We start from the raw sequence: 22233 nt of genomic DNA, 5'->3' as shown, positions 1-22233 counted from the left end.
CATAATATTCACAGTCTTCATTAGGACAAGCAACATTAGTGTATTTTGGTTTTGGTCCCCGTTTCCCCATGATGAAAATATGTCTAATTCATATTACATAACATCAACTGAATGATAGTGGATTACCTAATTTCGTTAGAAGAATTAAATCTATTTACTTCAATGGATTATTAAAGCAAACACTTGATCTGTTCTACTCACATGGTGAAAGAATAGAAGTTACTGCTATTGATTCAAGTGGATTTACCAGTAGTCATTGCAGTTACTACTATTCACTCAGAACAAAGAAGAAACGCAGATCATTCATGAAAGTAAGTATTTCTGTTGATACTAATAAGTTAATAGTTACTGGTTTTAAGATATCAGGCAAACCAAGTCATGATGCAAAACATGCAAAGACATTGTTAAAACAATGTCATAAAACTCGAAGATCAAACTACTATGTCATGGACAAAGGATATGATTCAGAAGCTATACATTCACTAACAAGAGAACAATTACAATCAATAGCCATTATTCCTTTAAGGCAGAGGAAGAGAAAAAGGATAAAAGGATATTATCGTAGAAAAATGATAAAAGAGTTTGATGAGGAACTCTACCATAACAGAAACCTGGTTGAAACTATGTTTTCAGTCCTCAAAAGGAAATATGGTGAGGAAATAAAGGCTAGGAAGCACTGGAATCAGGTAAAAGAGATTAAAATAAAGCTAATAGTAAACAACCTTGGCAGGTATGCCAAGGTTGTTTGTTTGATTCAAATAAGGATTTCTACAGAGCCCGAACTTCCTAAAACTTTGAGTATCTATTTTTCAGGATACCTATTACCCGTTACTGTGCAAGTGGTTAAATTCGAACTTCTACACCCGCTTCTTCAACTTCAGTTTCTCAATCACAAGCTCTGCAGTCTCCTCAACTTGCCTCTCCCTGAGATCTTTCTGCATCTTCGAATAGTACTCCACAATGAAGTCAACCGCCCGGCTCTTGTTGCAATCCTGCTCTTTCATCACCCGATAGAGCACTGCGGTCGTATTCTTGCTCACGGTTGCATAGAGTCTTGGCCTCATAGGTCCCTCGGTCTTGTTCTGATCAATGCCGACATGTTCAGTCCCTGTGCTCCAAATCTTGATCTGCTAAGCTCCGACAATGCCCATACAAGAGCATCTACACGGTCCGGACTGCTTCCTTCTCCAGGAACCCAGTCACACATCTGGTCTTCAAGGACAGGAAGGGACCCCACGTGGTGAACCTTGCCTTGCTCATACAGAGCACTGATAGGCTCGGCCCTGGTCTGCTTTCCCCGGCTGGCCCTTACGGACCTATATGAAACGTTCGGGTCGATCGTCCGAAGCGTATACTCCACAAGCTCTCCACCGTTATTCACTTCCCCGATAACCCTGTCAGCAGAGTGTTTGTAGTAAGCTGCGATGATCTCCTGCGCCCACTTCTTCGGTGTTGCATGAATAGTGTAGTCGCCCAGGACATAGTACTCTCCACGTTCGTCCACAGCTGCAACAACTATGCCGGTGTCGGCTGAAGTCTCGCCGGATGTGACCGCTGGGTCCACACCAACAACTATACGTACAAGGTCCGGGGCTTTGGACACTCTGGCATCCTCTATCACCTGCCGGGTCCAGAGTGCATCTGGATTGTCATCCAGGATCTCAGCGTTGAGCTCCTGCCGTCCCAGCCGGGTCCCTTCATACCTGCTGATGATCACGTCGATAAAGGTTGGGGCCAGGTTTGAAAGGTTCTCATAGGTCGACCCTCTTGTAACATGTGTGCTGGCATCGTTGAGCAGGGTTTTGATGAGTGGTATTGGCCGCGGAGTTGTTGTGATCGCAGCCCTGGGATCATCTCCAAGCCTTAGGCCAAACTGCAGCATGTCCCATGTCCTGTCCGGGTACTTCCAGGCAGCTATCTCGTCACACCAGGCAGTGTCGTGCTGGGGACCTCTTAACCGGTCCGGCTCTTCGGCACTGAAGAGCAGAGCGATCGCACCGTTGGGCCAGGTAAGCCTGCGTTTGGATGGCTCGTATACGGGTCGGTTCCATGGCGGAGAAACTGAAAGTATCCCGGATTCTCCCTCCACCATCGTGTCCCTGGCATCAGCTGCGGTGGGTGCCACAAGAGCTATCCTTTTAGCTTTCCCTGACTCTACCCTATCCCGGACCCATTCGGCTCCTACTCTCGATTTACCCCAGCCTCTTCCAGAGAGCACCAACCAGTACTGCCAGTCACCTGCAGGAGGGAGTTGATTGGGACGAGCCCAGAACTTCCAGTCGTATTCCAACTGCTGGACCTCTTCATCGCTGATATCGGTCAGGATCTTCTGGCGCTCTGATTCTGGCAGCAATGCAATTGATTCTGCAAGCGATCCTCTCTTTTGTTTCATCGGTGTTCATCTCGATATTGTTCTGGGTATTTTTTCATCTCAACTATTGGGGTTGTTCACTAAAGGTTTGTGTGAACCGATTTTGATCTGTTGTATTTCTACAATGTCCTCTTGTTAAAAACTGTCAAAATTCAAGCCAAAAACGCCTCAAAAAATGCTGACCCATACTCTGGTACCACCTTGACCGCGTTCGTCGATTCTAGAGAGATTTTCTCACGCCTAGGCGTTGAATTATTGGAAAACTGAGCAGGGTTATTGCCAGCCATTATCTTTGATTTGCCAGAGTTAGGCATTGGATCCTTTCCAGATCTGTACGGATACAGTGCACAATCCTCAGATGTACACAGCTCAACTTCCTTCGGCGAACCACATACACATTCAAGGCAGTGTTTTCTGATCGTTTGTAGAATTGTTTTTTTAGTGGTCATCTCATTCCCTCTTTTTTGAATGTTAGAATACCGATTTTTTGTTTTTTGTTTTCAACTGAACTGACGGGTATCCTGGGTAGCTTTAGCTTCTTTCCTATGACCACTTTCATAACCTCTCCGCATGTATGGCAGGTGACCCTGTCAACCGGTTCTGTTATAATGATCCTCTCCCTGCAGTTGATGCATAAACAGGATACTGGAGTAAAGGCTGTACTCATCTCATCCCACCAACCTGATCCTATCTTTGGAAAGCATCACCACTTCCCCTATCTTCCTGAGTTTACCAAGTATCTCAAAAAAGTCGTTAACTCCAGCTGCAAGACATAGTTTTTGAATCTCTTTAACATCATCCGTTTGATGACATGCTCTTCTGAAAACGTCCATCCTTTCACCAAGAGAAAGTTTTGTCTTGCTTCTTTGATCGATATCTTTACCTGGACAAGATGAAATCGATTGCAATGGATGTACTTGTATGTCACTCCGTCCAGGTTTGGAGGGTTTTTCCCTATTGTTTACATATAGCATATTATTTTCTTCATTTTCTTTTTTATTAATGTCGTGTACTATATTACAATTAGAGGTAGAACCCGGGTTTTCGGACGGTGAAGTCGCCAAATCTTGGTTTTTATCGTCCGTGTTTTTTTGCGAACCTGGACGGGAGTTGACATCACGTATCGAGCAATTCTCCCATGTGTGTGCTCTGCTTCCAGTGCTCTCCCTGCCGGGAGTATACCCCAGAGCCTTGAGCCTTCGGGCAAATGAGTTTGCAGCAAATGGAGTAAGCTCATGTAACTTGCACCATTTCGTGTACTCATCGAACATGATCTTCTTCTGGGTGTCTCCATCGGAATATACGATCATCTCATCGGCAAACGCAGCTATGGGGTCTGAGTTGATCTGGTACATTAGCTGGACCTGCTCGGTGCTCAGATCGTAGCTGAACTTTCCCTCCGCAAGGACCTTTTTCAGTGCCACAACGCATTTGTTGAACAGACCAGACATCTCCTCAGGCGTGGTGATCTTGTTGATCAGGTTCTTGTCAGCTTTATCGCCTTCAAAGATGTTGGAAAACTTCAGTAATATCCACCTGCGAAAATAAGCGAAATCATCGTTTGGAACAGGTGGTAATCTGTTGGCACTGAATACTAGACGGGCCGTGTTCCTGAAGGCGAACGGATGTTCATACTTGCGCTGACCTCGTATCTTGCGTTCATTACCACTGATGGTCTTAAACGTGCTGTTCTCATAGATGGCCTTGGATGCCAGGTCCGGGAAGATGTTTGCAAGCTTACCGTATAGTTCAGCAGTCGAATATGGATCATTTTCAAGCATATGCAACGATTCAGTGCTTACATTGGCGGTACCCAGGAAATCTATGAACAGGTTGAGCATGACCGATTTGCCATTTGCTCCCTTCCCAAGGAACATGACCGACTTCTCGATGCTTGTGTCAGGGACCATACAATAGCCTAGTATCTCATAGATCAGGTCTCCGTCCTTTTCATCCAGAACCTCTGATATGAACTTATCTACCAGGGGACAGATGGCCTGCGGGTCATATGTCACTGGCAGCTGTACGATCGAGATATAGTCTGGTGAATGCGGCTCGAGCTCATCCGTATCAAGGTTATAGATGCCGTTGAGGACATTGATCCTATGTGTATCATGGTTGACCTTGGACCTTGATATCAGTGTATCCAGCTGGACGTAGTTGATCACCTCTGCAATATGGTTCTTCTTTGACGAATCACCAAGTGCATTCTGAACGATCCTGGCGATCGTATCTTCTCCGTTTGGAACATACACCCCATTGCGGTACACGTATACTCGCTTTGTATCATCGAATGTAATAAAATGGGCAAGCGACATCGCATACTCAGAAAGTCTCTTCACGTTAAGCTTACCTTTGCTGCTGAAAAAGTCAGTATCGTCCCCTGGGGGATCCCTTTGTTTATCATCCTCCCACTTGATAGATCTCATGATCGTATTGATATCGGTCCTTGAAAGCTTGAAATATTCACGGACATCGTTCCTGATGAAGATCTTACGCAAGGATGGGTCCATTTGCTTTAGATCTTTGAGAATGAATCCCTTTGCAGACCTGGCCCTCTCTACATTACCATCCGGAACATGCTGAGCCAGCAGTTTCATTTCCCATACATTTTTTGAGTTCAGTTGCTGGAGCTGCTCTTTTGAGTGTGTCTGCAGGTATTCTGCCAGATCGATCTTGTCAACGCCCTCTGGTCTTGGCAACTCCACTACTCGAACAGGTACACCTTTTGATTCAAGGTACTCTGCGGTTGCCATTGCACCTCTTTTGCCGGTCTGATTGTCCTCATTGTCATTGCATATGATAACTTCGGACTTGTTCTTGAGCAGCTGATATGCATACTCCTTCTGCTCATCCTTGATGCGGACCGTAACAGGGGATATGCAAGCCAGACCTTCCTGGTGGGCCTTGATACAGTCGGTGATACCTTCTGTGATCATGACAGAGTCTGCCTTTTGGATGGAATCCTCTCCATAGAACACAGAATTGTCTATAACCTTGCTGACATAGGGCCTGGCCTCGGAGTGCACCATCTGCTTGAAGTACTTCGGTGATCTGCTCTCCTTGGTCCAGATGGGGTCACGTCCAATGAAGTAGACCACCTTACCCTTTTTCCAGTATGGGAAGATTATCCTACCACAGAACACATCCACTAACGTATCATCATTTGTGACATTGAAAAGACCAGACCTCTTCATGACATCTTCAGGGAACAGGTCTCCAAGCTCTCTTTGCAGGTGACAGTCCTCGTGAGCCCAGCCGATCAAAAGCTGATCGATCATCTTATCGCTTATACCCCATTTGCGATGGATGTATGCCCTGTGCTCATCGGTTAGCTGGTCGTGATAATATCCGGCTGCAGCACGCAGGAATGAGTGGACTGCGGCTTTTTCAGAAAGAAGCTCTTTGCTCTGATGCTCAAGTACAACACCTGCTCTCTCAGCAGCGATCTCAAGTATCCTTGGAAAATCAGACCCAATATCAAGACCCTCACGATAAGCTATCCAGCTGAGCACATCCCCACCATTATCCTCGGCGAAGTTGTTATACAGCTGCATGTGCGGATCCACTTTTAAGGATGCACCTGATCTTGAAGAAGATGAGGTTGCACCTACATAGACACTCCCCTGTCTTTTCAGCTTGACAGATTCTGCGATGAGGCCAACGATGTCAATTTTAGATTTGATCTCCTCGATCATCTCACTGCTCATCGTTGGCCTCCTCGAATGACCTTTTCAATGAGCCTTATCCAGCAGCACATCATGTCTGCACCTCCACACCACTGCTGCTGATCCTCATGTCCGCGATCTTGGTTCTGTGGCCGACACTTCTGCTCCTGAACGCACTGATACGGATATTGGTGTAGGCAGGCTTGCGGTCCACGATCTCCGTTTTCCAGATCTCCTTGGCAGCAAACTGTGACTTGTCACCGAAGGGTCGGAGGATATGGTTCGGTGCCTTGTTGAACTCGGACTCCGGCTGGTTTGTCACAAGCACTGTGCCGTTGTTCTTGTAGGCCCAGCCCTTGAGATCACCGAAAATTGCGATGAGCTTTAACAAGGCATCCCCTTTCTGCTTGACACTAAGCCTTGCGTATGATGTAAGGATGGGAAAGCCGATGGAATCAACTATTACCACGTCCACTTTCGGGAGCTTCTGGCATATGGAATCGATCTCATCGATAATGGGCGTGTACTTGTACTCACATCCTTTCAGACCTGCAATGTCTGTTTCAGTGAGATTTCTCTCGGTGTCGAGATAGAACACCTTCTTGCCAGATGCAATGACCTCCTTTGCAACGGCCATGGCAAACTTTGATTTACCACTGCCCGTATCTCCGAACACCTCGAGTACATCGTTTCCGACATAGCCGTGGATGAGGTCTATTAAAGCGTTATTTTCATAAGCTTGTAATGCTTTGTCTTTGTTGGTGGACTCTTCCTCGGACTGCTCACCCTTCGTACTTTGGTCGGTGCTTTCGGGGGCATCTGTTGAAGGTTCACCACTTTGCTCTTCAATACTTTCTGCAAGGGTCCTAAGCTCCATGAGAACAGGATCTGCGTGTGCGTCATACTCCCGATGGTCTCTTACCCATTTGAAGACCTCGTTCTTCTTGAAGTCCACACCCCAGAATATGGAGTCTTCCGGGTCTTCACTGGCCTTTTTCCATACATCGGTGTTACCGATCGTGTTGTACCCCAACGTTTCAAGAACAGGTACAAGTCTGTCTTTTTCAAGCTTCATTTTCTTACCTCAATGCAATCTATATTTCTCTCCACACAGTTTTGCACCATATGGAGCATTTGATCACAATACCAGATCACCATCACTGAGCACCTCTCTTGAGAATATCATGAATTGCGATCATTACCTCCTCGATACCCCTGGAAATGTCGGCATGTATCAGCTCTTTGATCTCATCCCCGCTCTCAAGCCTCCTGCATATGCTGATCTGTGCATTTGGCTTGATGTTACCCTTGGAATCAACCTCTGCACCAACCTTTGTAAAGATCTCATAGGCTTGGGTGTAAGCTATACGCGTTTCTGTACCGCTCATCAAACATCTCCCCGGAGATTTCCTGGTAAGACCTTTTCGTTGCATTCCGGACAGTAGACAGCCTGCTCTCTGTATTGCCAATCAACGTTGAATATGTACCCGCAGCCGTCACATACACATTTGGCCACTATACTGCCCTCTACAAGAGCCATGTTGTTGATGGTCATAGTGTGACCTCGCGGGTATTGGATTCGATCATCCTTTTGAGGTCCTCTGCATAGTATTGGGCCATCTTCTCAGGGGTTATTGATCTGGTGAACTGATGCCCACAAACACATCTCCATCGCGATCGTGCACCAAGGGACTTTGTGACACCTGCCTCGATACATTTTGCAGTTAATTGATTACAGACAGGGCATTTTGCGGTCTGGCCTACCGTCAGCTCGCAGAGGTCCATGGCATGATTGAGCCTGCGTTCCTGATGACATTCACCTAGCCAGTATCGGTCCTTTGTGGATCCTATTGGCCTGCCTGCATAGCCTCCGCTCTTAGCTCTGCCCATACTCAGACCTCCGTAAAGATTTTAATCATATAGTTCGTTTTGCCCATCGAGTACCACAAGGGAAAGGCTCCACACTTTTCCCAAGGTGCCTCATTCTTGATGGCCAATGCCTTCTCGCCTGCAAAGTTAGATGGCATTGGTCATCACTCCAAATATTTAGCAAACTGCTGATGTATTGTCTTATATTTCTTTCTCAATCTTTCACCTCATCGGTCTGCAGACCAATCCTAACTGATGGCCTGCAGTTTAACTGACATAGAGATACTTTCCCGAGTCCACATTTTGTAGCATATTTTCATAGCCACAGGAATGTACTGTTATGTTATAAGCTTATTATCTCCTAATTATGACATGAAACTCTTAATATATAAAAGTGGCTATTATGACATAATTAGGCCATTGTTTTAAGAAAGTGTATATATGTAATAAGTAGTACATCATGATGTAATGGCTATTCAGTACAAGAAAGAATCAATTCACGCAACTGTGAGCCCGTATATAAAAAAACAGGCAGAAGAGCTTGTAGCTACAGGCGACTTCAGCAGTATGTCAGATCTTGTTAGCATCGCACTAGCGGAGTTCATTGGTCGCTACAACAGAGAGCAAAAGGAGAAAGAAGCAGTTCTATCTAATCAACCGATCACAATAGAGCACATTTACGAGTGAAATAAGATGATTGATACCTGAAAGTATCACTCAATTATTTCCCCGAAGCGGCTTGCAACCATGGACAGATCCTGGATGTTCACGATACCGTCCTGGTTGACATCCCACCCGGGAAGGTTGTCGGTGTAGGTGTTACCATAGTTATGTCTCACGAGAGTCATATCGAGGTCGTTCACGACCCCATCCTCGTTTACATCCCATCTTGGGTGCATATCAGTCACTGATACGGGAGCGACGGTCATGCCGACAGTTACAGAGTCGTTAAGATAGCCGTCCGTGACATCGAACACAGCACTGTATTCTCCTGCATCCCCTTCCTGCGTGTTCCAGGTGAAGAGCTTGGTTGTCTGGCTGAAGGTGGCCCCGTCAGGCAAAGATGTACATGAGTATGTGAGCGGGTCACTGTCAGGATCTGTTGCATTGACCATGAACATAATGGTATCTCCCTCAGTAACAGGCTCAGCGGAAATCGGATCGAACACAGGAGCAGAGTCCACCAGTACCGTCGCATTTGAGACCGTATACGGAGCAGGAGCTGAGTCCGCGTCGCTCAGTAAGACATCCGGGAGCGCCAGCTCAAGCATCCCGGTGCTGCTTCCCGCAACCATGTCCACTGTGGCCATGGAGCCCGGATTTGATATTGTCCCGGAATCCACTATTGCGGAATACACAGCACTTAGTAAAGAGGCCAGCTCGTCAACCTCACCTTCATAGAAGGTGGTGGACAGGCCACCGGATGAGAACAGACCGCCCTCCTGTACAGAAATTACCGAAGCAAGGCTGCTGTACTGAAGATCGAACTGCGAGCCCGACAGGGGTGTCCCGGGGTCGATGTACACGTCAAGGGAGAAGGTATCTCCCGGAGCTACAACTGAGGAGGACGGCGAGATGCTGATGATCGAGGACCCCACCTCAGACACGACCACTGTCCATGTGTTCGAGATAAGATCCTGCCCGGCATCCCCTTCAAAACTTATAGAGTGTGTTCCGGGTGCAACCCATTCCTGTGTATAGCTCATAGTCCCGCTTGCCACAGGCTCCCCGTCAAGATACCAGTTGAGGCTTGTGAATAGCTGGTCGGTAGTGATATTGAAGGTCGTGGATTTACCCACTTCGGCTGTAAGGGAGCTTGCGGAAGGGGTGAATGTGGTGTCGTTGGGGGAGAGGGTGGGGTCTTCAACAGGTTCTTCCACAGGAATCTGAACACCCTCTGTTACTTCCCATGACTGGGTGACTGATCCGTCGGAGTTGGAACCTGCGAACATGATGGTATGTGAGCCTTCTTCGACTACCCAGTTATATTCCATTGACCCGCTTGACCTGAGATTGCCATTGACATACCATTTCATGTTTGTAAGTTCTTCATTTGCCCATACCCTGAACTTTTTGGTCTCTTCTGCATTGAAGGGATTGTGCTCACTTGGTGCAAAGCCTGTTATGTGTGGTCCGGTGGTGCTGTCGTCTGGAATTATGGCGGTGATGGTATAGGTGGGGACGTTGGGGTCCTCGCGGTACCAAGAGGGATCTGGAGTTATGTTAGAGAGGGTGACAATGTCGCCTGAGAGAGTGGTGATTGTGGCCTCATGGATTAATGTCAAATAATCAGCGCCTAATTCTTTATACATGCTAGTTAGTACAGGAGACTGAATCCGATTGACTTGTGGTAGATATGTCCTTCCGTTTGAATCAACTATAAAAGAAGCCATATCATTACCCAGCCCATTTAAACATCCAGCAACCGAACTTACTTCATTTTTAGTTTTGATGATTGACTCAGGAACAGGATTCTCATTGGAATCAAGAATTATCATATCCAGATAATAATTTGTGGAAAAGTAATCACGATCCAAACGGACTGTAGTATAATTCGTATTAATTATCTTATTTACACCGTAATTAAACCATAAATCTTTCCAATTATTATTAGAAAACTTACCATCGATTATTTTTAGGTCCTCTAAATATGAAAAGCTAGTACCTGAAACAATTGTAGATAGATATCCTACACCTGCAGAGCCGGTCCCAATTGCATCCTTTTGCACGATATTAATAAGAGTTATATTCTTTGAATTCGAAATATAAGGACCTTTGCCTACAAATGTTGAATTTGAAATAATGGTGTCAAAGCTACCTTCAGTTATGCATGCTCCATATCCAATATTGGGATTAATACTAGTGATATTTTCAAATGTGTTGTTACCTCTAGTAGCATTTTTTTCCACTTTTCCAACTTGAAACAGATTGTGTCTATGAGTATCTTTAATTAAAATATCTGTGAATCTTGAATCATTTACCTCAACCTCAAATCCATTATGACCAGCATCTATTATTGTTATATTATAGGCAGTTAAATTAGTACCACCCGTAAAGCTTGTACCACTATATGCAACATAGTCTATGTAAACATCATGTATCAGATTGTTATTGCCTGACAACTGTACCCCATAGGCCCCAGTTACATCTAAGTTCTTTTCGCTTGCATTGATAACTTGGACATTGTATATATGAGAATTTTCCATCTGGCAGTACAGCAAACCGCCACCATGTTTTCTATCACCATCTTTTATAATAATATCATGCGCAGTAATGTTATCAGCTTTTTGGAAACTGAGTCCATACATAGTTTCTTCTAATGTAATATTAGAAAAACTTAAATCGGATATATTTTGCCCATGTTTGTAACCAAAATAAATATTCTTGAACTTTGTGAAAATAACATTATGTGCTTCGTAATATGATGTTCCATATCCGGGGTTATCAGGACTATTGGAAGATATTAATGTTACATTTTCAAACTGAATGTAGCCATTATATGACCATCCATTTTTACTAGTCTTAAAAACAACCTCTTCCGCATCAGTATTGTTGATAAAAAATGTATCAGGAGTTGTTACATAAAGAGTGTGTATATACCAATGTTTTGGAGTTGTTTGATATATTACAGTATCAGCAAAATCTTGACCGAAGGTATCAATAACTTTTTCTCTCAGTTGAGTAAGATTTTCTATAGTAGGTTCATTTGAAATTGCAAGGTGTTCATAATAAGTGTTATAGGTAACACTTGCATTTACACTGGTGGATAGCAATAGCAAACTAGTCAAAAACAGTATAGTCCTTTTTACGTTTTTACAATTAAAGCGCATGATGTTACCTCAACTAGCCTTAATCATCTTAGTATATGCACAATTATATAATTAACATGTTCACAAGCTTTCAAAGCTTGTACATGAAATAATTGTTACATATTAAATATATCCGGGAAATGTTGATTGTTTAAATTATATATACTGAAATGATAAAAGACATAATATAACACGAATAAAATTATATACTTTGATAGAGCTTCTAGCTTAAGAACCTGCAAATTATATTCAATGTTAGGATACTATAGATTAGTGGCATTGTTACTTAAGCATAGCTATCTCTATATTCCTATACTTCATCAAAAGAAGGACAGAGTATTTTAGCATTTCAAGACTCTTGGTGTTACATTTTGTTTTTCTTCTCAGTCTTGCCAGAAAGTGTCTGAATATACTTTTATATCCTTCAACCGTATATGTTTCTGCTTTTGAGCGTGTGTGAACATTCTCTGGAAGAAAATCTGCATATGCTTTTCAGTTATCAGTCCTAACTCTCACGATCTTCTTTTTCCCTAGTTTTCTCCAGAGCTTTCGTCCTGTTTTTGTTCCTCTGCTGCCAAAAGAGCAGTTGATGAATCTTTTCCCAGTACTATCAACAGCAATCCAGATCCAGCTATTTTTTTTTTGGTTCCGATATAAGTATGCATTTCATCCAATTCAACAATATCTATCTCACTTTCGCTTTTTAGATCCTCTAGCTCCGGTCCGAATTTCTTTATCCACTTTTGAACAGATACATGGCTAACCCCTAAAAAACGTCCTATTGAACGAAATCCCAATCCTTCAAGATATAGCTGTAAAGCTTGTCTTTTAACTGATTGAGGAAAAGCAGTTGATTTAAGTTCTACTGTATAATTATATCCGCAATCATGGCATTTATAACGCTGCCTTCCGTTGATTCTACCATTCCTTTTGTTACTAAAACTATTGCACTTGGGGCAATCCATGCTTAAATATAAGTTACCATATTATATAACAATGTTTGATTACCAATTTCAGATTAGTAAATATTAGTTACAATAAAAATAAATAAGATCAATAATATAATATATTAACCAAAATAAGGTGATGTATACACGATCAAACATTTTGACTAAAGATAAATAGAAGTACATTAATATCTATACAAAGTGCATGATGAAAATAAATTATTCCAAAAAAGCAATTGAAGCGTTTAAATCAATCAGTCATAAGTTTAAAAAAATAAAACCTAAAATTAGTAATACTATTTTATATGCATGTCACAAAGACAATATGTTAATTGCAACTTGGTGGGTTGGTGAAGGAGGTAAAAATTGGGGGGATGCTTTAAATCCAGTAATAATAAACAAAATATCCGGTAAAAAAATTATAAATTATGAATATATATATAGTTTCAAAGAAACTCCAGTGTACTCTGTCATTGGAAGTATACTAGGAAGATATAACAGTAGTAATCTTATTGTGTGGGGTTCTGGATTCATATCAACTTCTTCAATTATTAAAAAGAAAGTAACAGTATGTGCCGTAAGAGGACCTCTTACGAGAGAAAAATTGTTAAAACAAGGCATCGACTGTCCTGAAATCTATGGAGATCCAGCCTTACTTTATCCGCTTTTTTATAATCCAAAAAAGACTAATAAATACAAACTTGGAATTATTCCTCATTTCGTTGATCAAAAAAATTCTGGAATAAGTAAACTTGAAGTATACAAAAATATTATAATAATTGATATTTTAAGTGATACAAACAGTGTGGTTGACCAAATATGCTCTTGTGAAATGATTGCATCAAGTTCTCTTCACGGAATCATTGCAGCAGATGCATATAGAATTCCTTCTATATGGATTGAGCTCTCTAATAAAATACAAGGCGATAGGTTCAAATTTTATGACTACTTTTCTTCTGTAGGGAGAGAATTAGAAGAACCATTATTTATTTCTGAAAAATCTACTCCGGAAGAAATATATAAGAGTTTTAGAGAATACACTATTACCATTGATTTGTTAAAACTCTTAAATGCTTGTCCTTTTATAGATGAAGAAAAAAAACATCTATTAGAGGTTCGTTTGAACAATTTACATTCAGAAGGATAAATAACTAATAACAACAGTTTTAAATAAAGAAAATATTTTTACTACAAAACAAACTATTGGTAATTTATTCTTACTTTCCACACTTATTAAGGTAAAAATAATCTAGATTTTAACGGATTTACTCAGAAAGTTTAGGGAGTGATTCAACACCGAAGCGGTTAAAAGCATTACAATTATGCCAATTATAGTCTTCAACGTGATTTATTACACGTATTAATGTTTATATTGCTTTATGGTCAGGAAAGAAGAAACTGCCATTAAAGTAGGAGTAACTAAGAAAACAGGATATTACTGGCAGGAGTCTTGGAATAAAGGCGGCTATGCCGCCTTAATACCAAGTTTGGTGGAGGTAGGAAATCCAAACTTACTGATGAATAAATAAAAGACTTAAGAAATCTATTAGAAAATAAAGGTTATTGGACTACAAGAGAAATTTGGGAATTAATAAAGGAAAAATATGGTGTAGAATATTTACAGAAACAAATAGGAGTTATACTCCACAATTTTGACCTGTATCATTCAAAACCATATTCTTTTGACTACAGAAGACCTAAAGACGCTGAAAATATTCTAAAAAAACTAACGGAAACAGTTCCAGAATATATTGGTCAAGATAAGCAATATATCATAGGTTTCCTGGATGAATCTTCACCTAAACAAAGGCAAATACACAACGTTTATGATCATTTACAAAACCTTTGATAATAAAAAATACAGACTATATCAAAGCAAATGCATTTGCATTTTATTCCATAAACAATAACAATCTCATTGATTTCATGGAAAGCTCAAAAACAGAAGATGTGTGTAAATTCCTGGAAAACATTGTAGAACAAAATCCAGGAAAAAGAATAATCCTTGTTCTGTATAATGTAAGATCACATCATGCAAAAAAAAACTATAAGTAAAGCCAGAGAATTAAAAATAAGGCTTGTGTTCCTGCCACCTTATTCACCAGACCTGAATCTGTAGAATTCACCTAGAAAACAATTAAAAGAGAAATTTCAGCCAAATTCGCCAGATCAAAAGAACATTTGAGGGAAGTTATCAAAAATGAATTTATGAAAGAGGAGAACTCATTATCATTTACAAAGAAATAGATAGAAATATTCATTGCACAAATTAAAAGTGTGATTTATTGAGTTAAAGACTATAATAAGGAAAATTATCAAATCTGGCGATATAATGGAGATATATAAACCCAATGTAACCTACCTTGAAGACAAGGTTATCATATCAGCTCCCTTTAAGCATAACAATAATATGATGGAGTTATGGTATTCTTTTGATATAAAATATTCGAGATTCCTAACTGTCGAGAAAATTGATGGTTTTGTTGTAGGATTATTATTATTGTCGATGAAAAATGGAGAAAATATAAATCTTAAATGGCCAATCTCAGAGCGACTATATTATAATCTATCAAACTACTATATTGGTTTATTAAATATGTGTATCGATGGATTAAAAGTAATAGAAATCCTACCAGATAAACTCGATGATGGAACTTCATACCCATGTTTTAATTACGTTGGAACAGGTTTTTCAGGCGGAATTGATTCCTTTTGTACCATCTATGAACATATTTTTAAAGAGAATGTTCCCAAGAATTACAAAATCACACATTTTACTTTCAACAATGTTGGATCTCACGGAGATTTGAACTCAGCAAAAGCAAAGATATTGTTTGAAAAACGTTACATTCTTTTGAAGCAGTATGCAGACGAGATTAATATCGATTTCTTAAAAATAGATTCAAATTTAAGTGATATTTTAATGATGGATTTTGAAATCACACATACAATAAGAAATATATCGAGTATCTTACTACTACAAAGATTATTTTCAAAATATTATTACGCTTCAAGTACAACTTATGAAGATTTTAAGGTCAGCAAAGAAGGAAATATATCTTCAGTTGATTCAATATCTGTAAATTTGCTTTCAACTGAAACGCTTGAATTTATTCTAAGTGGTCCTCAATATACTAGGACAAAGAAAACAGAACTAATTACTGCATATGAACCTAGTAAAAGGTATCTAAATGTATGTACTGACGAAGTGAGTACAACCAACTGTTCCGTCTGCTTTAAGTGTCGAAGAACGCTTTTAACTCTAGATATACTAGGGAAACTGGAAGAATACGAAAGAGTATTTGATATTAAAAAATATAAAATAAACCGTGATAAGTATATTTATCGAACTATCCTTAAAAGTAAAATAGATCCTTTCAATAAGGAAATAATTGAGTTTGCAAAAGAAAGAGAATATCCATTTTCTAAAAAGCAAAAAGCTGTTATAAATGTTCTTTTTTTAATACCCAAATTTGTATTTAACAGTAGAAAAAAATATAAGAAAATCGAATAAACCAAAATCTTAAATTCAACTCTGTAGAAAACCTATCAAAATCGACATTAAAAGGATAAAAAGCAATTATTATCAATTTTGTGCAATACACCTTAAACATTGCAAATCTGATTGACTATTTGAATATCGAAAATTTCTACAAAGCCGAAGAATTACAATAATTGAATAAGTTTAATTAATAACAGCCCATTAGGTAAAACAAAATGGATATAAATATCAAAAAAAAGACTATTAATGGTCTTTTTTGGTCTATTAACTCAAAATCTCTAACGCATTTATTTAATTTAATTATTACCGCAATACTTGCTAGATTATTATTACCAGAAGATTTTGGCATTGTAGGAATGTCATTAATAATCATCGGACTCGTGTCTATTATTAATGAAAGTGGATTGACAACAGCACTTATTCAAAAAAAAGATTTAGATGATTCGCATCTTCATACAGCCTTCTGGACAAGTATATCTACGGGGATCGTGTTATATGCAGGAACTTTTTTACTATCTCCTTATGTCGCAGATTTTTTTAAAACCGACTTAGTCGAGTTAATTATAAAAGTTGCATCACTCAGTTTTCTTATATCATCAGTTACAATTGTGCATCGATCTTTACTTGCCAAGAATTTAAACTTTAGATTGGTGTCAATTACTGAAATCTCGGGTTCTCTTATTTCAGGAACATTTGCTGTGTATCTTGCAATATCCGGATTTGGTTTATGGAGTCTTGTTGCTAAGAACTTATTGAATGACTTAATTGTTGTTTTGCTAACATTACTAATGTACCCTTGGAAACCGGCTTTTAAATTCAACAAAACGAAATTCAATGAGCTTTTTGGTTTTAGTATATATGTAACAGGGGGTAATATACTGAAATACTTTAGAGAGAATATAGATTATATTATAATTGGACGTGTTCTAGGTGCAGAACTGCTTGGATATTACACCCTAGCATATACCTTAGCTGTTTTCCCTGCGACAAAAATAGTTCCCGTAATCACAAGAGTAGTGTTTCCTGCATTTTCTCTTTTACAAGATGATATTGTACGATTTAGAAAAGGGTACAGGAAATTGGTGTATTCTCTATCATTAATAACAATACCATCCCTTATGGGTCTTGCTGTCGTCGCTCCTGAACTAATAATACAAGTCTATGGTAATAAGTGGACTCCTGCAATCGTACCATTGCAAATATTGTGTATACATGGGCTTCTTGAATCAATATCGCGTACATCAAGGTCCGTGTTTTATGCACAGGGATCTCCAGAAACAGAGTTAAAACTGAATTTGTTGAAAGTCGTTATATCATTTCCAATAATATACATAGGCTCCTTTTATGGAATTCTTGGTGTAGCAACCACAGTAGCATCTCTTTCTTTATTCTATTTACTTATTACACAGTCCACTGTTAATTTGATTTTACAATTAAAGTGGATAGAATATTTTACAGATGTAAAAACATCATTGTTTGCATCTTTATTAATGTGTATTAGCATAATTTTATACAAACATTGGATATACCCAAAGTTCTTTGAGAGTAACATAAATATGCTAATAAGCTCTATAATAATTGGAATAATCTTATATATAATTATTATATACGCGTTTAACCAAGATTTTAATAAAACAATTAATACCAATTTGAAAAATAGAATATCTAAATATAAAAATTACATATATGAAAAAAATAGGTCATAAGTTATCATTGTATATAACTAAATATAATTACCAATGTCATTAATTCATTGTTATTTAGTTTTGTCACTAAAGTTATGTTTTTTAGCTAAGTTAGTGTATGCATTAAACTGTTTTTCTGCAGCAACTTTCCATGAATATTGATCTACAATTAATTTTGCCTTTTGTGCAAGTTCTAAATAGTATTTATTATTATCCAATACTTCAATAACACCATCCACAAATTTTGAAGGATTGTCCGGTTCAACTAAAACTGCAATATCTCCTACAATTTCTGATATTGCCTTAAAATCAAAAGAAACAATTGGTTTACCGGCCTTTAGGTATTCAAAAAGCTTTGTTGGAGGGTCAAGTTCTGTTTGTAGACACTTTGAATGAGGAATAAGCAGAACGTCAGCCATATGCAAGTACATGGGAACTTTCTCTGAAGGTATGTATCCAGTCAAAATAATATTTGTGAGCTTGTATTCTTTGATAAATCTTTCAAATTGGTTTTTTAAGGGACCTGTACCAAGTACCATAATAAAGATATTCGGCCTTTTAATGCTTAACTCTAAAGCAATTTTCATCAGATAAGGAGTACCGTGTAATTTTGATAATAAGCCTACATACATTACAATAGGCTTTTTATGTGGCAGATCAACCAGCAAATCAACAATTTTAAAGCCAGTAAAATCTTTTGTATCAAGACTGACCCCATGTGGAACAACAGAAATTTTATCCATCTTAATATTGAAATGATCTGCAGCAAACTCTTTCAATATTTCTGTGTACACAACTACACTATCACTTTTTTTAAATGCCTCTCTTTCTAGGAAAGTAATTATTGGGCTCAAAATTTTTACTTTGATAGAGCCTTTAGAACCTACTATAGATTCTGCATAAGCAAGACCCATTGATTCAAATAAAATAAGGTATCTACTTTTCCTGAAAAAATTGACAAAATTTGCAATAAAAAAAGATTGATAATTTAAACAATGTAGAATATCACAATCTAATGTGACTAGTTTAGGTACTGAGAAAATCAAAGAAAGCAATTTGAAACCTTTTCTATTTATAAAAAAGTAATGATTGTAACAAAGATTGTTGGCACCTATATAGTCCACATTTGAGGACATAGGACTTAGAATTTTGAGATTTACATTCTTGTTGCCAAAGTATCTGATTCTTTCAAGTAAATATTTTTTTCGCACATCACTATTATTCTTGTCAAGCGAAATGACACCTGTAAATATACAAACATTCATGCTCAAACCAATCTAAATAATATTAAAGATATCGAAGCTCGTAAATCTCATGTATACCGTTGGTATAAATAATTTCGGCACTGTTACTATCCAATCCCTGTACCCTCTTATAATATGTTCTAGATTGTATTAAATAATCAAGTGAGTATACATTCTTTATGATTTTGATATTCTTATTGTCTACATACCAAGTCATACTTCTGTAAATGTCCCTTTCTTCAACACGATAGACTCCCTCGGAATAGAAATAGCTACTCGTAACAGGAACCCTTTCCAAACTATCAAGATATGAATTATTAATAAAACCATATGTAAAGCCTTGAACCCCGGCTACAAGTATAGGCAATCCCTCTTCCTGAAGTGCAATAGTACGGACATAATAATTATTTTCAGCAACCATGAAAACGCGACTATCCCTGTCAATCTGATCATTGACCCAGTGTGCAAATTCATAGGTCCTTTCATCCATATACCATAGATACTGATAATCACCTGTTCTGCTATAACTATAATATGCTGTGAAAAGTGTTGAAACAAGGATTATACTAACAATAAATATGGAAATAACTTTGATAGCATGTTTGTTATTTCCTTTACTATTGCACAAAGAATTCTTGAAACCGACGCTAAGAAAAACAATAGAATAGAGAAGGAGAAGGTATACACCATAGGTTAAATCATAAATAAAAGGAAGGATAAATATGAAACTTATCAAAAAATACCACTGCGCAAAATTTTTCCTTTCTGATAACGATAAGGAAACTATACCACCTATTGCAAGGAGTATTGCAGGTCCAATAAACCTTATATTAATTACTAATAAGTCTATAAGCCAGTTATAGCGTGAACCTGCCGTAATCATGGAGTGAGTAAGAAATGGATACATAAATGAACTAAATATCAGAAATAAATACAGATAATTGGCTTTTCTTGAGTGCTTATTTAGCGATGAGGAAAAATTATAAGAAGAATTGAACTTAAAAATGACTCTAAGAAAAATGTATACTAAGGTAAGAACAAATGCAAAAATAGCGTAATGATGAAATGAAAACAGTAGAAGTAGGGATAATGAACCCAATATTATTTTTTTAGGGAATGAGATTTCTTTTAATAATACAAAAAACAAAAGAGGTAAAAAAATCATAAAAGGACCTCTAGAGCTTGCTTCCCATGTTGTAAAAAGCATGATTCCAGGAGAAACTGAGAAGAAGAAAGCCATAGCATATTTGAATATAAAATTATTAGAGATAAGCCCCGCTAATGTAAAAGCCAAGAATACAGTTAGTACACCAAAGGCTATTGAATATATTAAAATTGCCTTTTCTATGTCGATACCAAAGAGTTGTGACATACCAGAAAGAGTGAATGGCAGACCACTTGCATATGAATATGGATAATATCCAAATACAGAGAGCCAATGATCCCACCATCTTGCTTCACCAAAAACGCTAATAGAACTAGCTAGGGAGTGAATGAAAAAGGAATCCCTCCCTTTTGCATGTGGAATTGAAGGTATGCGTAATATTATATTCAATAAAACAAGAAGTCCTAAGGACGTTATTTTGAACTTTTTGGACGATTGAACACTGAACATAATATCTCCTTAAGCCTGTTCTTTCTGTAATAGTCAAGCACTTCTTGATCATCGATACGTGGCTTTTTTAAAATCAAATCGTGGAAATAACCTGCAACATATGCTATTCCTACACCATGCTTGAAATATCCATTTTTGCTATAGAGTAGTTTAATTCCTTTAAGGCAAACATGAATAGCCGAATAACCTATAAAGTAGTTATTAGAACCTAATCTCCTGTAACCTTTCCATTGACCTTGCGCACTTGAATAAGGACGAGTTGAAACAGCTTTTGTAGTAGCAAAATTTCTTGTCTTCCATCCCTTTAGTTTAGCTTTGACATTGGAAACACTGTCCGGACTGCATGTCAGAAGGTAACCACCAGTATCTTCAAAACATTTTCTATTCCAGATCCTGGCTCCACCGGATGGTAGATTCTTTTTGTCGTTGGTCCAAATTATGTTTCCATTAATTATATTTCCTATTTGCCCACTACATATTCCAAGTTTTGGATCTACCTCAAATTCCTTAATTAGGCATGAAAAATAATCAATATCAAGGATTATATCTGCATCAACACTTGCAACATAATGGTAATCAATACTATTACCCTCACAGTGTTTGATAGCAGCATCAAAGCCGGTCCTATATACATGAGACACATGTACACCAAGATCACGAGGCTTTTCGCTTAAAGTTATTGTTTGGATCCACGGATATCTTGAACCTAAATCACGAAGAATTTCAGGAGTCCTATCTGTGCTTCCATCATTTACAATAACCCACAAAAGAGGAGTGATTTCTTGCCCAACTATAGATTCTGCAAGTTTTGGAAGACTTTCTTCTTCGTTCTTACATGGAGTTACCAATATGTAACCGTTCATATCCATAAACTATCATCCATTCTTATAACTTCGAAACACTCGGCATACTCATATCCTACAGCCCAGCCATGTGTTTTTGACATAGCTCTCACTCTTTCAATAAGCTCTTCAGATCCAAACTTACTGTACTGAGTTTCATATGCCCTTATAGCATCCATTTTGATGTCAATCGTGTCTGTGATATCGACAAAGAATTGAGGCCTGAATGCAAATACGTTAGGCCTGTATGGAAGGGTCGAACCACTGAGAACATTCTTAACTCGGCCCTGTCTTGAAACAGCAAACATTATATCGGCAGCTGCTTTGTGGTCTTGATGAGAATCAAAAGGATGGTGAGAGATGAACACATCAGGTTTGATACTGTCAACTATTGAGTCCACTTCCGAAACTATCTTTCCACCAGATGGAAGCTCAGTGGTATTATAGTCAAAGAATATTACCTCTTTTACACCAAGAATTTTGGAAGCATTCAGTGCCTCATTCTTCAACTGCTCATCAAAGTAAGTATTTCCTTTCATATCGGTGTAACCACCGGATGTGAGAATGAGAAGATACACATCATAGCCTTTCCTGATGAACTTTGCCAAAGTTCCCCCGGCCTCCAGTTCCATATCATCCGGATGTGCTCCCATTGCAAGTATTTTTGGCATAGTTAAAATC

Annotated in this window: 18 protein-coding genes and 3 pseudogenes; 6 read left to right on the top strand and 15 right to left on the bottom strand. The window is 38.7% G+C overall.

From position 1 onward, the window contains the following. Nucleotides 1-122 precede the first annotated feature (122 nt). Nucleotides 123-776 (top strand): annotated as a pseudogene (locus tag CUN85_RS01565) (IS5 family transposase); the annotation flags it as partial. Between the two features lie 81 nt (nt 777-857). On the opposite strand, the gene CUN85_RS01560 reads toward CUN85_RS01565, so the two are convergent. The 9 genes from CUN85_RS01560 to CUN85_RS01525 form a co-directional block, all read right to left on the bottom strand. After that, nucleotides 858-1064, bottom strand: a complete 207-nt coding sequence (locus tag CUN85_RS01560) for a hypothetical protein (protein ID WP_135388314.1) — start codon at nt 1062-1064, stop codon at nt 858-860. Beyond that, nucleotides 1061-2392, bottom strand: coding sequence for a DNA-packaging protein (locus tag CUN85_RS01555; RefSeq protein ID WP_167848751.1), 1332 nt, complete (start codon nt 2390-2392; stop codon nt 1061-1063). The genes CUN85_RS01560 and CUN85_RS01555 overlap by 4 nt, the downstream gene beginning before the upstream one ends. Before the next feature lie 131 nt (nt 2393-2523). Continuing rightward, on the bottom strand, nt 2524-2820 hold the full coding sequence (locus tag CUN85_RS01550) for a hypothetical protein (RefSeq protein ID WP_135388312.1): 297 nt from the start codon (nt 2818-2820) through the stop codon (nt 2524-2526). Further along, nucleotides 2817-3038: a hypothetical protein gene (locus tag CUN85_RS01545; protein ID WP_135388309.1), complete on the bottom strand. Its 222-nt coding sequence runs from the start codon at nt 3036-3038 to the stop codon at nt 2817-2819. Before CUN85_RS01545 ends, CUN85_RS01550 begins: the two co-directional genes overlap by 4 nt. 1 nt (nt 3039) lies before the next feature. Further along, nucleotides 3040-6081: a phage/plasmid primase, P4 family gene (locus tag CUN85_RS01540; RefSeq protein ID WP_135388306.1), complete on the bottom strand. Its 3042-nt coding sequence runs from the start codon at nt 6079-6081 to the stop codon at nt 3040-3042. A 49-nt stretch (nt 6082-6130) separates the two neighbouring features. Further along, nucleotides 6131-7114, bottom strand: coding sequence for an ATP-binding protein (locus tag CUN85_RS01535; RefSeq protein ID WP_135388303.1), 984 nt, complete (start codon nt 7112-7114; stop codon nt 6131-6133). A gap of 82 nt (nt 7115-7196) precedes the next feature. Next, the gene (locus CUN85_RS01530) at nt 7197-7427 is read right to left on the bottom strand and encodes a hypothetical protein (RefSeq protein WP_135388300.1); all 231 of its coding nucleotides are present in this window, start codon (nt 7425-7427) and stop codon (nt 7197-7199) included. Next, nucleotides 7427-7594 (bottom strand): hypothetical protein, encoded by a 168-nt coding sequence (locus CUN85_RS12880; protein WP_167848750.1) that lies wholly within the window; start codon nt 7592-7594, stop codon nt 7427-7429. The genes CUN85_RS01530 and CUN85_RS12880 overlap by 1 nt, the downstream gene beginning before the upstream one ends. Then, complete coding sequence (locus tag CUN85_RS01525) at nt 7591-7929, bottom strand: hypothetical protein (protein ID WP_135388298.1); 339 nt, start codon at nt 7927-7929, stop codon at nt 7591-7593. The genes CUN85_RS12880 and CUN85_RS01525 overlap by 4 nt, the downstream gene beginning before the upstream one ends. Before the next feature lie 447 nt (nt 7930-8376). Between CUN85_RS01525 and CUN85_RS01520 the strand changes: the two genes are divergently transcribed. Then, nucleotides 8377-8595, top strand: a complete 219-nt coding sequence (locus CUN85_RS01520) for a hypothetical protein (RefSeq protein ID WP_135388295.1) — start codon at nt 8377-8379, stop codon at nt 8593-8595. A 26-nt stretch (nt 8596-8621) separates the two neighbouring features. Here CUN85_RS01520 and CUN85_RS01515 read toward each other — a convergent pair whose 3' ends face one another. Further along, complete coding sequence (locus CUN85_RS01515) at nt 8622-10193, bottom strand: putative Ig domain-containing protein (protein WP_135388293.1); 1572 nt, start codon at nt 10191-10193, stop codon at nt 8622-8624. Between the two features lie 1806 nt (nt 10194-11999). Beyond that, a pseudogene (locus CUN85_RS01510) lies at nt 12000-12682 on the bottom strand (IS1 family transposase). Between the two features lie 187 nt (nt 12683-12869). Between CUN85_RS01510 and CUN85_RS01505 the strand changes: the two are divergent. From CUN85_RS01505 to CUN85_RS01490, 4 genes and pseudogenes are all read left to right on the top strand, one after another. Next, entirely contained in the window at nt 12870-13811 is a 942-nt protein-coding gene (locus CUN85_RS01505) for a polysaccharide pyruvyl transferase family protein (protein WP_135388290.1), read from the top strand. Between the two features lie 244 nt (nt 13812-14055). Next, nucleotides 14056-14911 (top strand): annotated as a pseudogene (locus CUN85_RS01500) (IS630 family transposase); the annotation flags it as partial. Nucleotides 14912-14996: 85 nt separating this feature from the next. Continuing rightward, nucleotides 14997-16178: a hypothetical protein gene (locus CUN85_RS01495; RefSeq protein WP_135388288.1), complete on the top strand. Its 1182-nt coding sequence runs from the start codon at nt 14997-14999 to the stop codon at nt 16176-16178. Nucleotides 16179-16381: 203 nt separating this feature from the next. Continuing rightward, nucleotides 16382-17872, top strand: coding sequence for an MOP flippase family protein (locus CUN85_RS01490; protein WP_135388286.1), 1491 nt, complete (start codon nt 16382-16384; stop codon nt 17870-17872). Between the two features lie 50 nt (nt 17873-17922). Here CUN85_RS01490 and CUN85_RS01485 read toward each other — a convergent pair whose 3' ends face one another. The 4 genes from CUN85_RS01485 to CUN85_RS01470 are packed head-to-tail and all read right to left on the bottom strand — an operon-like array spanning nt 17923 to nt 22223. Continuing rightward, entirely contained in the window at nt 17923-19116 is a 1194-nt protein-coding gene (locus CUN85_RS01485; RefSeq protein ID WP_135388283.1) for a glycosyltransferase, read from the bottom strand. A gap of 22 nt (nt 19117-19138) precedes the next feature. Then, entirely contained in the window at nt 19139-20710 is a 1572-nt protein-coding gene (locus CUN85_RS01480; protein WP_135388281.1) for a hypothetical protein, read from the bottom strand. Beyond that, the gene (locus CUN85_RS01475; protein WP_135388278.1) at nt 20674-21579 is read right to left on the bottom strand and encodes a glycosyltransferase; all 906 of its coding nucleotides are present in this window, start codon (nt 21577-21579) and stop codon (nt 20674-20676) included. The genes CUN85_RS01480 and CUN85_RS01475 overlap by 37 nt, the downstream gene beginning before the upstream one ends. Beyond that, on the bottom strand, nt 21570-22223 hold the full coding sequence (locus CUN85_RS01470; RefSeq protein WP_135388276.1) for a PIG-L deacetylase family protein: 654 nt from the start codon (nt 22221-22223) through the stop codon (nt 21570-21572). Before CUN85_RS01470 ends, CUN85_RS01475 begins: the two co-directional genes overlap by 10 nt. Nucleotides 22224-22233 lie beyond the last annotated feature (10 nt).

Source organism: Methanolobus halotolerans, from assembly GCF_004745425.1.
Taxonomy (GTDB): domain Archaea; phylum Halobacteriota; class Methanosarcinia; order Methanosarcinales; family Methanosarcinaceae; genus Methanolobus; species Methanolobus halotolerans.
This window is presented reverse-complemented; position numbering and strand designations above follow the sequence as displayed.

Bases quoted from the DNA above. Each gene is read 5' to 3' on its own strand.
- CUN85_RS01485 (WP_135388283.1), bottom strand. From the start codon at position 19,116: ATGAATGTTTGTATATTTACAGGTGTCATTTCGCTTGACAAGAATAAT.
- CUN85_RS01550 (WP_135388312.1), bottom strand. From the start codon at position 2,820: ATGACCACTAAAAAAACAATTCTACAAACGATCAGAAAACACTGCCTT.
- CUN85_RS01560 (WP_135388314.1), bottom strand. From the start codon at position 1,064: ATGAGGCCAAGACTCTATGCAACCGTGAGCAAGAATACGACCGCAGTG.
- CUN85_RS01545 (WP_135388309.1), bottom strand. From the start codon at position 3,038: ATGAGTACAGCCTTTACTCCAGTATCCTGTTTATGCATCAACTGCAGG.
- CUN85_RS01490 (WP_135388286.1), top strand. From the start codon at position 16,382: ATGGATATAAATATCAAAAAAAAGACTATTAATGGTCTTTTTTGGTCT.
- CUN85_RS01530 (WP_135388300.1), bottom strand. From the start codon at position 7,427: ATGAGCGGTACAGAAACGCGTATAGCTTACACCCAAGCCTATGAGATC.
- CUN85_RS01475 (WP_135388278.1), bottom strand. From the start codon at position 21,579: ATGGATATGAACGGTTACATATTGGTAACTCCATGTAAGAACGAAGAA.
- CUN85_RS01495 (WP_135388288.1), top strand. From the start codon at position 14,997: ATGGAGATATATAAACCCAATGTAACCTACCTTGAAGACAAGGTTATC.
- CUN85_RS01480 (WP_135388281.1), bottom strand. From the start codon at position 20,710: ATGTTCAGTGTTCAATCGTCCAAAAAGTTCAAAATAACGTCCTTAGGA.
- CUN85_RS01535 (WP_135388303.1), bottom strand. From the start codon at position 7,114: ATGAAGCTTGAAAAAGACAGACTTGTACCTGTTCTTGAAACGTTGGGG.
- CUN85_RS01525 (WP_135388298.1), bottom strand. From the start codon at position 7,929: ATGGGCAGAGCTAAGAGCGGAGGCTATGCAGGCAGGCCAATAGGATCC.
- CUN85_RS01540 (WP_135388306.1), bottom strand. From the start codon at position 6,081: ATGAGCAGTGAGATGATCGAGGAGATCAAATCTAAAATTGACATCGTT.
- CUN85_RS12880 (WP_167848750.1), bottom strand. From the start codon at position 7,594: ATGACCATCAACAACATGGCTCTTGTAGAGGGCAGTATAGTGGCCAAA.
- CUN85_RS01470 (WP_135388276.1), bottom strand. From the start codon at position 22,223: ATGCCAAAAATACTTGCAATGGGAGCACATCCGGATGATATGGAACTG.
- CUN85_RS01555 (WP_167848751.1), bottom strand. From the start codon at position 2,392: ATGAAACAAAAGAGAGGATCGCTTGCAGAATCAATTGCATTGCTGCCA.
- CUN85_RS01505 (WP_135388290.1), top strand. From the start codon at position 12,870: ATGATGAAAATAAATTATTCCAAAAAAGCAATTGAAGCGTTTAAATCA.
- CUN85_RS01520 (WP_135388295.1), top strand. From the start codon at position 8,377: ATGGCTATTCAGTACAAGAAAGAATCAATTCACGCAACTGTGAGCCCG.